Origin of the sequence: Allobosea sp., from assembly GCF_035944895.1 — a bacterium.
In the GTDB taxonomy this organism is placed as follows: domain Bacteria; phylum Pseudomonadota; class Alphaproteobacteria; order Rhizobiales; family Beijerinckiaceae; genus Allobosea.
This window is the reverse complement of sequence record NZ_DASZAT010000008.1, coordinates 440,677-455,434: the sequence shown is the minus strand read 5'-3', so window position 1 is coordinate 455,434 and position 14,758 is coordinate 440,677. Positions and strand designations below refer to the sequence as shown.

Below are 14,758 nucleotides of genomic sequence, written 5' to 3'. Positions count from 1 at the left end.
ACTGATCCTCTACGCGCTGCATGATCAAAGCACCTTCCTGAAACGGAACCAGGTCATGCCCGCTTCAGGACAATCCTCGATCTGCCCATACGCAAAATAACCGTGCATTTTATAGAAAGCCGGTGCCTGGAAGGAAAACGTATCGACGAGGACACCTCTGGCCCCGCGGCTTCTCGCCTCCGTTTCCGCCCGCTTCAGCAACGCCGTGCCGAGCCCGCTCCGGCGGAAGCGCTCATCCACCCAGAGCAGGCTGATATGCATCCACTCGCCGATCGCCTCGGCCATCAGTCCGCCGCGCACGCTTCCATCGACATTCGCGGTGGCGGCAAATGCCTTGGGTGAGCGGCCGTGCATATGCTGGCGATTGAAGCCCTCGAGGCCTGCTGCAATGATTTTCTTTGCGGCGCCATAGGTGGTCTCGACCCGGACCGAAACAGCGTCAAGCGTGGCGCGCTGCTCGGCCGGCGCCCGCTCGATCTGCCTCAGCTCGCGATCGGGGATGCTCATAGCGCCTTCATGAAGTGGTGGAAGCTCTGGCCGGCGACCGGATAATCCTCCATGCGGCCGTATTCGCGATAACCCATGCGCGGGTAGAAGCCCGGCGCCTGGATGCTCATCGTGCCGAGATAGACCCCGCGCGCGCCATAATCGCGCGCCGCCTGCTCGGCCATCGCCAGCAGCGCCTCGCCATGGCCGGCGCCGCGATGAGCCTCGTCGATCCAGAACAGGTCGACATAGAGCCATTGCCATTTCAGCTCGCCGATCAGGCCGCCGACCATGGCGCCGCTCTCGTCGCGCAGGCTGATCGCCAGGGGCTCGGCATTGCGCGGCCCGACCCTGGCCTCGTTATGGGCGGATAGGCCGCGCACCACGGCCTCGCGCGTCGCGGCGAAATCCGCCTCGCGCTGGATCGTGGCCTGCTTGCTGTCGGCGGCGCTCACGGCGTGCTCCTCAGCGCGCCCGTCCGTCATACATCGTCGGGCTCAGCTCGGTCGGCTCGACGCCGGCGAGGCAGCGGACGTTGATCGCGACAGTCGGCGTGCCGTCCGGCGCATTGGCGCGGGCGAAGGATTCCATGCCGCAGGTCTCGCAGAACAGATGCTGGATCTTCTGCGAGTTGAAGCGGTACTCGGTCAGCGCATCCTCGCCCCTGGTCAGGGTGAAGCTGGTGGCCGGGCTGAAGGCCAGCACCGAGCCGCGGCGCTGGCAATAGGAGCAGTTGCAGGTGATCGTCCGCGAGAGGTCGGCCTCGACCTCGTAGGCGACCCGCCCGCAGTGACAGGAACCTTCATACCGAGCCATGGCCGGCCTCCTGCTGGTTGAGCCTGGTCCGATCGCGAAAGTGGGGCCACTTTCGCAAGGGCGCTTCAGCTCAGGACGACGTTGACCGCGCTTTCCGGCAATTCCTTGCCGAAGGAACGCTGGAAGAACTCCGCCACCAGCGTGCGCTCCATCTCGTCGCACTTGTTGAGGAAGGTGACGCGGAAGGCGAAGCCGATATCGCCGCCGAAGATCGCCGCGTTCTCCGCCCAGGTGATGACGGTACGCGGGCTCATCACGGTCGAGAGATCGCCGTTCATGAAAGCATTGCGGGTGAGGTCGGCGACGCGGACCATCTTGTTGACGGTGTCCTTGCCCTCCGGCGAGGCCTGATAATGCTTCGACTTGGCGAGCACGATCGCGACCTCGTTGTCGTGAGGCAGGTAGTTCAGCGTGGTGACGATCGACCAGCGGTCCATCTGGCCCTGGTTGATCTGCTGGGTGCCGTGATAGAGGCCCGAGGTGTCGCCGAGGCCGACCGTGTTGGCGGTGGCGAACAGACGGAAGGCGGCGTGCGGGCGGATGACGCGCTTCTGGTCGAGCAGCGTCAGCTTGCCGGACTGCTCGAGCACGCGCTGGATCACGAACATCACGTCCGGGCGGCCGGCATCGTACTCGTCGAAGACCAGCGCGATGTTGTTCTGCAGCGCCCAGGGCAGGATGCCGTCCTGGAACTCGGTGATCTGCTTGCCTTCCTTCAGCACGATCGCGTCCTTGCCGACGAGGTCGAGGCGCGAGACATGGCTGTCGAGGTTGACGCGGACGCAGGGCCAGTTGAGGCGGGCCGCAACCTGCTCGATATGGGTCGACTTACCGGTGCCGTGATAGCCCGAGATCATCACGCGTCGGTTATGGGCGAAGCCGGCGAGGATCGCGATCGTGGTGTCGCGGTCGAAGCGGTAGTCCGCATCGAAATCGGGAACATGCGCCTCGGGCTTGGAATAGGCCGGCACCTCCAGATCGCTGTCGATCCCGAAGACCTGACGCACCGACAGCTTCATGTCGGGCATCCCGGGGGCGGAGGCAGTCGTCGTTGTCATCGTTCTTCTCCGGGCGCAGGACAGGGGCCGGCTGAAGATCCGGTGTCCTGGAGCCGACCGAAAGGGAGGCGTGTAGAACCTCATTAAAGCGAAAGCTTTGGGCCGGCAATTCGCAAGAGGCATGCCGTCCCTTCGCCGGCATGCATTCACGCACGGCTCGCGAGCAGCCTTGCAATGGCTGCGACAGTGCCCGTCGCCCCGTCGAGATCGACCTTCGCGGCCGGAGGAGCGCCCCGCGCCAGCGCCGTCTCGATAGCGGCCGCGAGCGCCTGCGGCCCCTCGGCAAGCTTCACAACACGCGCCAGCCCGGCTCGTTCCAGAGCCGCGGCGCGCAAGGCCTGCTCGGTCTCGTTGCCGGCGTCGAAGGGCACGAGCAGCGCGGGACGACCGGCTTGCAGCAGGTCGAGCACCGTATTGTAGCCGGCCTGGCTGATCGACAGGGAGCAGCCGGCGAGAAGCGCCGGGAAATCCGGGCGCGCCCATTCGACCCGGGCGTTGTCAGGAGCCGATTGTCGCAGGGTGGCGAAGTCGGCCTCGCAGACGCCGCGGCCGATCAGGAGATGGAAGGGCCGCCGCGGCAGCAATCGAGCCGCCGCGAGCGTGGTCTCGAACAGCGGCAAGGCTGCCGCCGAGCCGCCGCCGGAGACGAGGATCGTCCCCGACGAATCTGCTGGGGTCCCCCGCAATGCGGATGGTTCCGCCAGATAGCCAGTATAGACCAGCTTGCCGGCGATCTCCGGCGTCATCGGCCAGGAGGCATCGAGCGGCAGGACGCGCGGGTCGCCATGGACCAGCACGGCATCGAACAGCGTGGCGATCCGCTCGGCCGTCTCCGCCAGGCGGGCCGGACGTTGTGGCGCGACCAGTACGTCGCGGATCGAGGACAGGATTAGCACGCCCGGATTGGCCTCACGGGCAGCCGCGATCAGCGCCAGGAACTCGCCCGCGAGCTGGCGCCGGCCGAACGGGAAATGCTCGGTGACGACGATATCGGGCGAAAGCTCTGAAACCAGGCCGACCAGTTGCTCGCGCCGCGCGGCAAGTCGCTCTGGCGTCGCGGCCTTTCCGTCCTCGTCGAGCAGATTGCGGAAATCCGTGCCCTGCGTGCGCACCGGTGGCAGTTGCACGAAGCGATAATCCGCCGCCTTGCCGTCCGGCATGCCGCCGCTGGCGAGCGCGACCTCATGGCCCCCCCCTGCCAGCGCCCGCGCCAACTGCCGCGCCCGCACGAGGTGGCCGATCCCCAGCAGATGGGTGACCGCGATCAGGATGCGCGCGCTCATGGCGCGCCATCGTCGTTGCCGGCGACCGCCGCCAGCAGCGCCCGATGCACCCTCGCGAGGCCGGCCTGCGCCGAGAACTCGGTCCGCAACCTGTCGAAGGCCGCAGCGCCAAGCTTCGCCCGCCATTGCGGATCACGGGCCAGCCCCTCCAGCGCCTTGGCCAGGGCCGTGACATCGCTCGGCCGCAGCAGCAGCCCTTCGCGGCCATGCTGCACGAATTCGGGAATGCCGGCGAAGTCGGTCGCGACGATCGGCAGGGCCTGGCTCGCCGCCTCCATCACCACATTGGGCAGGCCGTCGCGGTCGCCGTTCTCCGCCTGCTTCGAGGGCAGCACGAAGAGATCGGCCTCGCGCAGCGCCGCGATCACCGCATCCTGCGCCTGCGGCCCGCGCCACTCGATCCGCGAGGCAAGGCCGAGCTTGTCCGCCTGCGCCTTCAAGGCTGCAAGCATCTCGCCACCGCCGATATGGACGAGCCGCCAGTTCAGCTCGGCCGGCAGGATCGCCAGCGCCGCGAGCAGGTCGTCGAACCCCTTCTTTGCCACCGCCCGTCCGATGGTGATGAACCGCACCGGCTCGGCCTGATCGGAACCGTCACGCGGCAGGCGCGCATCCAGCGGCTCCGGAAACCGCGTCAGGTCGAGCCCGTGATAGAGCAGCGCGATCTTGTCCGGCTGCTCAGCGAGGCGGTCGAGCTCGGCGTGGCCATCGCGGGTGCAGGTCACGCCCCAGCGCGCATCGGCGATCTTCTCGCGCTTCTCCCAGTCCGGCGTCGTCCAGATGTCCTTGGCATGAGCCGAGAACGACCAGCTCAGCCTCCGGCTCAGCGCCGCATAGCGGATCACCGAAGCCGGCGTGTGCAGGTAATGGACATGGAGATGGCGGGTGCTCGCCGGCAGCTCACGGGCCATGACGCAGGCCTGGCCGAAGCGGCGCAGGCGATTGCGCGTGCGCTCGCGAGCGAAATCGCGCAGGAAAACCCCGAGCAGCCTGACGATACTCGGCCGCGCGAAGGCGCTCGCGACACCGCGCAGCACCCGCGGCCAGTCATCGTGCAGATATTCCGGCAGATAGTGCAGCGGCGCGCTGATCTCCTGATGCATCATGTGCCGCGCGCCATCGGTCGGATGGCGCAGCGACCAGATCGCGAAGGGCAGGCCGAGCCGCTGCAGGCCGAGCAGCTCCTGGGCGATGAAGGTTTCCGACAGGCGCGGATAGCCCTTCATCGCGATCGCGACCGCCGGCCCTTCGGACTTACCCATGCTCATCTGCGGCCGATCAGCATGAAACGGGTGTAATTCTTGCTCGGCAGCGCCCCGGCAAACCACAATTCCGACAATCCCGCCTGAGCCTTGAAGGCGTCGAGCGAGGGCACGCAGCTGCGATGATCCGGCTCGCGGAAGTAATCATTCGATTGCAGCAGCAGTGGCAAACCGGCCGGCAAACTGGAAATCCAGCCGGGTACATCGTCGAGATGTTCGCAGCTGGTATTGATCACCAGCCCCGGCCACCCGCCTTCGCCCCGCTCGAAATCGAGCTCCATCATGTCGGCGGTCTGTGCCCGGAAGCAGCCGGCGGCGACATGGCGATGGTTGAGGATCTCGGCGATCGGCGCGCAGTCCGGATCGATGTCGAGGCTCACCAGTTGCGGGATCGCAAGCCGCTCGTCGGCCAGCAGCATCGCGCCGAGCACGCCATGCCAGGCGCCGAGCACCCAGACCGGCCCGCCAGGCTTCGGCAGGACCTGCGCCAAGGTCTCGACCAGCCAGCGCTTCGAGGCGATCTGCTTGGGATTGAAGGCGATCGAGATATCGGCCCGCACGCCCTTGCCGACCAGCCGCGCGAGATCGGCGACGATTGCGTCATCCGTCAGCGCCGCGACGCCGCGCAGGATGTCGTGCAGCGCCTCCTGGGAAATCTCGTCGGTCATCGAAGCTCTGGCGGTGGGGAGGTCGGAAGCGGCCGGACCATAGGGAGGCAGGCGGAAATTTGCCAGCCGTGCTAGCTCCGATCGGGCCCCGGATCGGCCAGATCGGGGGTCGCGTCCTTCGCCGCCGAAACCCAGTCACCGGCTCCGTCCTTGGCCTGCATGCCCTGTTCCGTGTCCGAGCGGGCCTCGCCCGCCGGCGTGCTGCCGAAACCGTAGACCTGCATCGGCTTGTCGCGGCCCTTGACCGAGATCTTGTGCGGGACGGTGTCGCGATAGCTGCGGCCGGTCGCGCTCACCGTCTCGGCGGAGACGACGATGTCCGAGAGGAGCCGCCGCGTCGCCGCCTCGAGCTGGCTCGCGATCATCACGGTTTCGCCGACGGTGATCTCGCGGCGCCCCATGCTCTCGTTCTCGACCGCGCCGACGATCGCCTGGCCGCCATGGATGCCGATGCCGATGCGCAGCGGCAATGGCAGGGCGTTCGCGTATTCGCGGTTGAGCGCCTCGACTGCGCGCACCATGTCGCCGGCCGCCGCGATCGCCGCCGCGCCTGCCCGCGCCGGTGTCGTCTCCAGGCCGAACACCGCCATCAGCCCGTCGCCATAGATCGCCTCGATGCGGCCGCCATGCGCCGCGATCGCCTGGGACATCTCGTCATAGAAGCGATTGAGCAGGGTCATCAGGTCGTGCGGTAATTGCCGTTCGGACAGTGCGGTGAAGGCCCTGAGGTCGGCGACCATCACCGTCAGCCCCTTCTTGCCGATCCGGTCATCCGGATCGACGGTCCCCGACGGGCCGGCACCGCGCTGCTTGGCAGCGAGCAGGATCTGGACCTGAAGGTCGCGCTTGGGCCTGATCTGGCAGGCGAGCCGGACATGGTCGCCGGCCGAGATCCGGCGCAGCAGGCGCGCCTCGGCCGGAGCAGGCGGCGGCAGGTCGTCGGCGCCGTCGAGCACCAGGACGCGGCAGGTGGCGCAGCGCGCCCGCCCGCCGCAGAGCGCGGCATGAGGGATGCCGAAGCGCCGGAAGATCTCGAGCAGGGTCGGGCCCGGAATGACGCGGCGCACGCCATGGCCGACGAAGCGCACAGCGATGGCGCCGAGTGCCCGGGCTCGAAGTTCGCGCAGCACGACGAAACCGGCAAAACCGCCGATCAGGCCGAAGAAAGCGCGCTTGGCCCAGGTCACGTTCAGGTTGAACATGTCGACCTGCTGGGCCGTGTAGAGCTCGGGCGGCAGCGCCATCATCTGCGCCTCGCGCCCGGCAACCGAAAAGCCGATCAGCGCGAGCAGCGGGACCAGGATCGCTGCGAGCAGGAACGGATCGCGCCAGCGCGCATAGGCATCGCGCGCCCGGAAGGTGAAGTGCAGGCCGATTACGCCATGCGTCCAGACCAATAGCAGCAGCAGGCTCTGCGACAGGGCAAGATTGGGCCAGAGCCGGCGCAGCACCGCGTGATAACTCTCGTCCTGTCCGAACAGCACGCCCTGGACCCGCGTGCTGACGATATGGTCGATCAGCAGCAGCGGGATCGCGACGCCAAGCACGATCTGGATCACCTCGCGGCCCGGCATGCGGAAGGTGCGCCGCTGCGCCACGCGCAGCAGGGCGAAGACCGGGTGGACGAGGAGCGAGCCGTAGAGCGCGACCGTGCCGATCCAGCTGTGCCAGAACCAGTAGCGCCAGTCCTGCGCCGCCTCCATCGCCTCGACGCCGAAGATGCCGAGCGCGTGGTTGAGGAAATGCGTGGTCGCGAAGACCATCAGGATGCAGCCGGACGCGAAGCGCACGTCGCGGCTCCAGGACGACATCTGGTCGAAGCCTGAAGCGGCGGGCTTGCGCCCCGCCGGCGTGCTCGGAACCGCTGTCATCGACGCACCCGGCGCTTCAATGTGTCTTCTCGCCATGCAGGACGGAATCCGCCAGGCGATAAAGCCGCCCGGCGAGATCGCGCGACAGCGCGACCGAGAACTCCGGGATATTGTCGAGCAGTTCGAAGAACAGCGCACGCGGCAGCCGCAGCGCGACCACATCGGTCTTGGCGGCGGCCCGTGCCGCATTGGTCTGGTTGCAGAGCAGAGGGACGTCGCCGATGATGCTGCCCGTCGCAAGCCGGAAGGATTGCTGGCGGCCGTCGGCAAAATCATGCGAGAGCTCGACCTCGCCCTCCAGCACGCAATAAACCTCCTCGGGCTTGGCGCCCTCCTCGGTAATGACCGTGCCGGCCGGAAAATAGAGGCGCTCGCCCATCAGCGCGAGCAATTTCAGCCGCGGTCCGGGCAGCCCTCGGAACAGCGGGATGGATTTCAGGCAGCCTATATCGCTCTCGAGCGTCATGTCCTTGCCCCGATCGGAACCGCACCATTGGGAACCGGCAGATCGTCCGGCAGATCGTCGGCCTCGTCGCTGGCTCCGCCTTTGCTGTTCACCCTGGCCACGGCTCCGTTGAACACGATCTTCTCAGGGATATCGGCAGCCAGCCCCTGATCGGTCAAGAGCAGGAACGCCGTCTTGTCCCGGCAATAGGTGCCGATCCGCCGGATCAGGTCGCCGGGATCGGTGCAGGTGACGGCAAAGGCATCGAGATCGAGGACCAGAATATCGGGCCGCTTGATCAGTGCCTGGGCCAGCGGCACCATCAGGCGCAGGCGCAGCGGCAGATAGCGGCCGCGCAGTCCAACATCGGTCCCCAGCCCCAGGCGATAGGCCGCCGAGTCGAGTCCGGCTCGCGACAACGCTGCCCGGGCGATCTCCGCCACCTTGCGGCCGGCATCGGGGACACCGAAGCCGATACGCCCGAACAGCAGGTTGTCGCGCACGCTCGCGCCGTGGATCACATCGGCCGGATCATAGAACTCGATCTCGTCGGCCTTCTCGCCGGGCAGATAGGTCTTGAAGCTGTGCCGGGCCCGCAGCACCCGCCGGCGCAGGGCGATGTCGAGCAGGTTGAGCCGGTGCTTGGGCTCGACATAGCCGAGCGCGAGCGCGACCAGCTCGCGCTGCACGGTCGGATCGAGCAGGCTGCGCCGGTCGTGCCGCCGCAGCGCCTCGGCGAGCTCGCCGAGCTTTTCCAGGTCGATCTCGCCACCGAAGGCATAACGCTCGAACAGGATATGGCCCTGCGGCAGGCCGGCGAAGATCTCGACCAAGGTCGAGGCGATGCGCCCGCCGATCTCGGCGAGCGGTTCCTCCAGCGCCTCGGCCTGCAGCACCGAGCGGGCGTAAGCATCCTCGAGCAGGAAGTCGGCCGGCTGGCGGCCATTGCGCATCGCGCCGAAGACGAGGTTCTCGGCGATCGTCGCATTGGCGTTGTAGCGATCGAGGTCGAAGGTCTCGATCAGCCCGCCGAGCTTGGTCTTGGTCAGCTCGGCGGCAACGACCTTGCGCGCCTCGACGATGCGCTCGGCCGCGCCTTCGGGCAGCGGTGCGATCACCTTGGCGTCGAGGCCGAGCTCGTAGATCTCATCGGCGCAGCCGAGCGTGTCGAGCACAGCGAGCATCCGCTCGTCCAGCGCCTCCTCGCCGTCGAGGCCCACGCCCTCATAGTCGTTCCAGTCGGCGCCGAAGGGCAATGGCGTGTTGCCGGCCCGTAGCGCCTCGATGAAGCGGCGATGCTCGTCCTGGTCGACGGCACGGTCGGGCTTGACCACCGGCCGCCTGCGCTTCAGCGGCAGCAGGATGTTGTCGCGCAGCGAGCCGTTGATGATCTCGATCTCGGGGCCGGCATAGCCGATCAGATGGCTGGCGCGCTCGACGCTGATCGTGGACAGGGGCTCGCCGTCGATCAGCACACGCCCGCCATAGCTCATCGTCTGCCGGCCGAGGATGCGGCCGAGCGTGTCGCGGCCGCTGCCCGCCGGCCCGATCAGCGCGACCTTCCCAGGTCGGTGCAGGCTCAGGCTCAGCGAAGCCAGCAAGGGCTGGCCGCGATTGTCGACCATCTCAAGCTTGTCGAGCCTGATCTCTCCGCGCGGTGCCAGCGGCGCGATCTCGCCCTTCTCCTCCAGCGTGACCACCTCGCTGGGGCTGAACTGGGCAATCACCTGTTCGTATTTGATGGTGACGTCGTTGCGCTGCTGCTCCCAGTCGATCAGTTCCTTGATCGGCGGCGGCAGGTCGCGATAGGCCGCGATCACCGCGACGAGCTGTCCGATATCGAGCCGGCCCTGCAAAGCGAAGAAGCCGCCGATCGCGTAGAAGAAGAAGGGCGTGATCTGCGCCATCAGGTTGTTCAGGAACTTGACCGCGAATTTGCGCTTGTAGAGCGCATAGCGGATGTCGAAGAGCGCCCCCAGCCGCCCGGCGATGTCCGACTGGATATAGGAGGTCGCGCCATTGCCCTGGATGGTCGGCCCGGCATCGACGATCTCGCCGATCCGGCCCGCAAGCTGGCGCGAGGCGATCTGGCGCTCGCGACCGAGGCGCAGCTGCTCCTTGCGCAGGATCGGGATGATCACCGCCTGCATCAGCACGATGACCAGCGCGATCGAGCCGAGCCAGACGCTCTGCATCATGATGAAGGCGAGCGCGGTCAGCGCCTGGCTGAGCAGGAAAGCCGGCTGGATGAAGGCATCGCCGACGAAGCTGCCGATCGGCTCGACCTCGTCCTTGATCATACTGGCGACCTCGGCCGGCTTGACCGAACGGATCTCCTCCGGCCGGAAGCGCATGAGCTGGCTGAACAGGTCGTAGCGCATGCGCCGGAGCATGCGCTCGCCGAGCACGCCCTTCTGCAGGTTGACGATGTATTTGAAGCCGCCGTTGATCAGGACCAGCGCAAGGAAATAGAAGCTCAGCGTCAGCAGCAGGCCGAGCTGGCCGACCTTGAAGCCCTCGAAAATCTGGATGCTGCCGCCGCCGAGGATATCGGGCCAATGCAGCGTCCAGTCGAACACCGTCGCCGTCGTCCGGCCTCCCTTGAAGGCGCCGCCCTGGATGGCGTCGTTGACGATGCGCTTGGGGACGTCGAAGGACAGCCAGTTGAACGGGATCGAGACGAGGATCACGAGCAGAACGATGATCTGCTCCCGGCGACTCTTCTGCCAGACGTAACGGAAGAGGCTTCTCTCCAAGGGGCTTTCCCATCCCATATCCGGACAAGCGGTAACAAGTCCGGCTTGCCCCCATATGTGGGCAGTTCACGACGCAGCGCAACATGCCGCTGGACTCGACAAGCCCGGCGGTTTCAAGTTCGCTCGAACGATGCGGCGTGGGTGGAAGCGCCGCCCTGTTGCAAGATCGTCATCGAGACGGGACAAGGACGGCGGGACCAGAGAAGGTGAAGGCGGCGCGTCGCAGCGGCAAACAGGCTTCGGCGGCAAATCGATCCGGATGGCGGCGCAGATCGTCCATTCGGCAATACCGACAACAGGGGACGACGGCGTCAGCCGCAGATGAACATTCTCGAGATCAACGACCTCCGGATCGGCTTCACCATCCACGGCTTCGCTCGCGATGTCGTGAAGGGCGTCGATTTCCGGATCCCGGCCGGCAAGACCGTGGCGCTCGTCGGCGAGTCCGGCTCGGGCAAGTCGGTGATCTCGCAGGCGATCATGGGCCTGCTGCCGCGGGCCGGGGCCATCACCGGCGGGAGCATCAAGTTCCGCGACCCCCAGGCGCAAGGCACCGTCATCGACATCGCCACCCTGCCGGCCGAGGGCAAGGAGATCCGTGACCTGCGCGGCGGGCACATCGGCATGATCTTCCAGGAACCGATGTCCTCGCTGTCGCCGGTCCACACCATCGGCAACCAGATCGAGGAAGCCTTGCAGCTGCACCGGCCGATGCCGAAGCTGCAGGCGCGCGAGCTGATCGAGGCGATGCTGAAGCGCGTCGGCTTCAAGGACCCGGCCCGCGCCTATGACTTCTACTCTTTCGAGCTCTCCGGAGGCCTGCGCCAGCGCGCCATGCTGGCCATGGCGCTGATCTGCCAGCCTGCGCTGCTGATCGCTGACGAGCCGACCACGGCGCTCGACGTCACCATCCAGGCCCAGGTGCTCGACCTGATGCGCGATCTCCAGGCCGAGATGGGCATGGCGATCCTGCTGATCACCCATGATCTCGGTGTCGTCGCCAACATGGCCGACGAGGTCGTGGTGATCTACCATGGCGAGATCATGGAGAGCGGCCCGGCCGAGGACATCTTCCGTCGCCCTCAGCATCCCTATCTCAAGGCCCTGCTCAAGGCCTCCCCGCATTTCGACATGCAGGAAGGCGAGCGGCTGGTCGCCCTGCGCGAGGCGCGCCCGCGCGCGCCGGCGGCGCCGAAGCCGCCGCCGCAAAGCCGCGATCAGCGGGCACCGCTGCTTGCCGTGCGCAACGTCCACAAGACCTATACCACCCATTCGAGCCGCTTCTTCGGCAAGGGCACGACCTCGACCGTCACCGCCGTCAACGATGTCAGCTTCGACATCGAGCGCGGCGAATGCCTCGGACTGGTCGGCGAGAGCGGCTGCGGCAAGACCACGCTCAGCAAGCTGATCATGCGGGCGCTGACGCCCGATTCTGGCGAGATCCGCTTCGACGACGGCAAGGACTGTGTCGACATTCTCTCGCTGCAGGGCGAGGACCTGCGCCGGTTCCGCCCCAAGCTTCAGATGATCTTCCAGGACCCGGTCTCGTCATTGTCGCCGCGCATGACCGTGATGAACCTCCTGCGCGAGCCGCTCGTGATCCATGAGCGCGGCGACAGCGCCGAGCAGAAGGCTCGCGTGAAGGCGCTGATGGACGATGTCGGGCTCGATCAGCGTTTCCTCTCGCGCTATCCGCACTCCTTCTCCGGCGGCCAACGCCAGCGCATCGGCATCGCGCGCGCGCTGGCACTCGATCCGGAGCTGATCATCTGCGACGAGCCGGTCTCGGCGCTCGACGTCTCCGTGCAAGCCCAGATCCTCAACCTGCTCAAGGACCTGCAAGCCGAGCGCGGCCTGACCTTCCTGTTCATCTCGCATAATCTCGCGGTGGTGAACTACATGGCCGACCGCATCGCGGTGATGGCGAACGGGCGCATCGTCGAGCTCGCGCCGCGCCATGCGCTCTTCACCGCGCCGGTCCACCCCTACACCAAGGCGCTGCTGAAATCGGTGCCCTTCGCCGATCTCGACCGCAAGCTCGACTTCAAGCTGACAGCGCCCGGCGGCGCCTCCGACACCCGCCACTGGCCCGCCTCCTTCAAGCCCGATCCCGCCGGCGAGGCGCTCGCCCATCTCGATCTCGGCGCCGGACATCTCGTCCTCGCCAAGCCCGGCGCCGATGTCAGGGAGCTCGCCTGATGCGGATCGCGCGCCGGAGCCTTCTCGTCGGGGCGGGCGCCGCCCTCCTCGCGCCGCGACTCGGCCGCGCCGGCGTCGGGACGCTGATCGACAGCCCGGCGCTCGCCGCCAAGGTCACGGCCGGCGAACTGCCTGGTCTCGCCGAGCGCCTGCCAAGATCGCCACGACTGATCAACGTGGCGGCGATGGGCCGCGCGCCCGGCCGGCACGGCGGCACCATGCGCATGCTGATGGGCGACCAGCGCGACATCCGCATGATGACGATCTATGGCTACACCCGCCTCGTCGTCTACGATGACAAGCTGGAGCTCGCGCCCGATCTGCTGGAGGGTTTCGAGGTCGAGCGCGGCCGCATCTTCACCCTGCGGCTGCGGGCCGGCCACCGCTGGTCCGACGGCCATCCCTTCACCGCCGAGGATTTCCGCTACTGGTGGGAGGATGTCGCCAACAACAAGCGGCTTTCGCCGGGCGGGCCGCCGCAGGCGATGGTGATCTCCGGCCAGCCCTGCCGCTTCGAGATTCTCGATGAGCTGACGCTGCGCTACAGCTGGGCCGAGCCGAATCCGGTCTTCCTGCCGGCGCTGGCCGGCGCGCAGCCGCTCTATATCGCCATGCCGGCGCATTACCTGAAGCAGTTCCACCAGCGCTATGCCGGCAAGGAAGAGCTGGAGCAGAAGGTCAAGAATGGCCGGGTCAAGGACTGGGGCTCGCTGCATGAGCGTTTCTCGCGCCAGTATCGGCCGGAGAATCCCGATCTGCCGACGCTCGACCCCTGGCGCAACACCACGTCGATCCCGGCCGAGCGCTTTACTTTCGTCCGCAACCCCTATTTCCACCGGATCGACGAGAACGGCCGGCAGCTACCCTATGTCGACGAGGTCACGCTGACCATCGGCAGCTCGGCGCTGATCCCGGCCAAGACCGCCGCCGGCGAGTCCGATCTGCAGGCCCGCTATCTGCGCTTCGAGGACTACACTTTCCTCAAGGGCGCTGCGAAGCGGATGAATTTCGAGGTCAAGCTGTGGAAGCGGGCCGAGGGCGCCTCCTTCGCACTGATGCCCAACCTCAACGCGATCGATCCGATCTGGCGCGATCTCAACCGCGATGTGCGCTATCGCCGGGCACTCTCGCTGGCGATCAACCGCCGCGACATCAACCGCGTCATCTACTTCGGGCTCGCCAAGGAGAGCGGCAACACCGCTCTGCCCGAGAGCCCGCTCTATGATGCGGCGCTGGCGCAGCTCAACATGACGCCGGATCTCGCCGAGGCCAACCGCCTGCTCGACGAGATCGGCCTTTCCAAGCGTGACGGCGAGGGCATCCGCCATTTCCCGGATGGGCGGCGCCTGGAATTCACGATCGAGACCGCTGGCGCCTCGACCGAGGAGACCGACATCCTCGACCTGATCAAGCAGGACTTCATCGCGACCGGCATCAAGATCCACCCGCGCTCGAGCCAGCTCGATGTCTTCCGCCGCCGCATCCTCGCCGGCCAGACGATCATGTCCGGCTGGACCGGCATGGACAATGCGCTGGTCGCCGCCGAGATGGAGCCGGACGCGCTGGCGCCGACCTCGCCCGCCCAGTTCAACTGGCCGCGCTGGGGCCAGTATTTCGAGAGTGGCGGCCGCGAGGGCGAGGCGCCCACCATTCCGGAGGCAAGGGAGCTCGTCGAGCTCTACCGGAGCTGGCGGCATTCGACGACCCATCAGGAGCGGCGGGACATCTGGCAGGCAATGCTGAAGATCAACGCCGAGCAATTGTTCACGATCGGCGTGGTCAACGCCACGCTGCAGCCGGTCGTGATCGCCAAGGCACTGCGCAACGTGCCGGACAATGGCCTCTACAGCTTTGAGCCGGGCGCCTTCTTCGGCCGCTACATGCCGGACACGTTCTGGTTCGAGGGGAAGTAGC

General features: G+C 66.9%; 12 protein-coding genes. 2 read left to right on the top strand and 10 right to left on the bottom strand.

Annotated elements, in window-relative coordinates; all coding sequences use genetic code 11:
- Positions 1-24: 24 nt before the first annotated feature.
- The 10 genes from VGV58_RS13755 to VGV58_RS13710 form a co-directional block, all read right to left on the bottom strand.
- On the bottom strand, positions 25-507 hold the full coding sequence (locus VGV58_RS13755) for a GNAT family N-acetyltransferase (RefSeq protein WP_326874571.1): 483 nt from the start codon (positions 505-507) through the stop codon (positions 25-27).
- On the bottom strand, positions 504-941 hold the full coding sequence (locus VGV58_RS13750) for a GNAT family N-acetyltransferase (protein ID WP_326874570.1): 438 nt from the start codon (positions 939-941) through the stop codon (positions 504-506). Before VGV58_RS13750 ends, VGV58_RS13755 begins: the two co-directional genes overlap by 4 nt.
- Before the next feature lie 10 nt (positions 942-951).
- On the bottom strand, positions 952-1,302 hold the full coding sequence (locus tag VGV58_RS13745; RefSeq protein ID WP_326874569.1) for a GFA family protein: 351 nt from the start codon (positions 1,300-1,302) through the stop codon (positions 952-954).
- 65 nt (positions 1,303-1,367) lie between these two features.
- On the bottom strand, positions 1,368-2,360 hold the full coding sequence (gene cobS / locus VGV58_RS13740) for a cobaltochelatase subunit CobS (protein WP_326874568.1): 993 nt from the start codon (positions 2,358-2,360) through the stop codon (positions 1,368-1,370).
- A 146-nt stretch (positions 2,361-2,506) separates the two neighbouring features.
- Entirely contained in the window at positions 2,507-3,643 is a 1,137-nt protein-coding gene (locus tag VGV58_RS13735) for a glycosyltransferase family protein (RefSeq protein WP_326874567.1), read from the bottom strand.
- Positions 3,640-4,905, bottom strand: a complete 1,266-nt coding sequence (locus VGV58_RS13730) for a glycosyltransferase family 4 protein (protein ID WP_414643967.1) — start codon at positions 4,903-4,905, stop codon at positions 3,640-3,642. The genes VGV58_RS13735 and VGV58_RS13730 overlap by 4 nt, the downstream gene beginning before the upstream one ends.
- A 2-nt stretch (positions 4,906-4,907) precedes the next feature.
- Entirely contained in the window at positions 4,908-5,573 is a 666-nt protein-coding gene (locus tag VGV58_RS13725; RefSeq protein WP_326874565.1) for a class I SAM-dependent methyltransferase, read from the bottom strand.
- A gap of 71 nt (positions 5,574-5,644) precedes the next feature.
- Positions 5,645-7,444, bottom strand: coding sequence for an adenylate/guanylate cyclase domain-containing protein (locus tag VGV58_RS13720; protein ID WP_326874564.1), 1,800 nt, complete (start codon positions 7,442-7,444; stop codon positions 5,645-5,647).
- Positions 7,445-7,460: 16 nt separating this feature from the next.
- Positions 7,461-7,910, bottom strand: coding sequence for a cyclic nucleotide-binding domain-containing protein (locus VGV58_RS13715; protein ID WP_326874563.1), 450 nt, complete (start codon positions 7,908-7,910; stop codon positions 7,461-7,463).
- A complete protein-coding gene (locus VGV58_RS13710) occupies positions 7,907-10,645 on the bottom strand; it encodes an ABC transporter transmembrane domain-containing protein (protein WP_326874562.1) in 2,739 nt (912 codons plus the stop codon). Before VGV58_RS13710 ends, VGV58_RS13715 begins: the two co-directional genes overlap by 4 nt.
- 321 nt (positions 10,646-10,966) lie before the next feature.
- Between VGV58_RS13710 and VGV58_RS13705 the strand changes: the two genes are divergently transcribed.
- Together VGV58_RS13705 and VGV58_RS13700 are read left to right on the top strand one after the other, a co-directional pair.
- Positions 10,967-12,844 carry an ABC transporter ATP-binding protein gene (locus VGV58_RS13705; RefSeq protein WP_326874561.1) on the top strand — a complete coding sequence of 626 codons (1,878 nt, stop codon included), beginning with the start codon at positions 10,967-10,969 and terminating at the stop codon, positions 12,842-12,844.
- Positions 12,844-14,757, top strand: a complete 1,914-nt coding sequence (locus VGV58_RS13700) for an ABC transporter substrate-binding protein (RefSeq protein WP_326874560.1) — start codon at positions 12,844-12,846, stop codon at positions 14,755-14,757. The genes VGV58_RS13705 and VGV58_RS13700 overlap by 1 nt, the downstream gene beginning before the upstream one ends.
- Position 14,758 lies beyond the last annotated feature (1 nt).